The following is a 266-nucleotide window of genomic DNA, read 5'->3' as shown; positions in this document are numbered from 1 at the left end:
GTCACTTCTTCCGGGCGTTCATCAATCAGAAGAACGATCAGATAGGCTTCCGGGTGGTTTTCCTCGATCGCGTGCGCAATGTTTTGCAGCATCACGGTTTTACCGGTGCGCGGCGGTGCGACGATCAGGGCACGCTGACCTTTACCAAGCGGCGAAACCAGTTCGATCACGCGGTTGGTGGTGTCCTTGTTGGCCCCTTCCTGATCTGATTGACGCTCCATCTTCAGCGGCTCATCAGGATAGAGCGGGGTCAGGTTATCGAAATT

At 55.3% G+C, this 266-nt stretch carries 1 pseudogene; it reads right to left on the bottom strand.

The features are described 5' to 3' along the window. Positions 1-266 (bottom strand): annotated as a pseudogene (locus tag B2T33_RS05470) (transcription termination factor Rho); the annotation flags it as partial.

The sequence above is a fragment of the Thalassospira sp. UBA4513 genome (assembly GCF_002388495.1).
Taxonomy (GTDB): Bacteria; Pseudomonadota; Alphaproteobacteria; order Rhodospirillales; family Thalassospiraceae; genus Thalassospira; species Thalassospira tepidiphila.
This window is presented reverse-complemented; position numbering and strand designations above follow the sequence as displayed.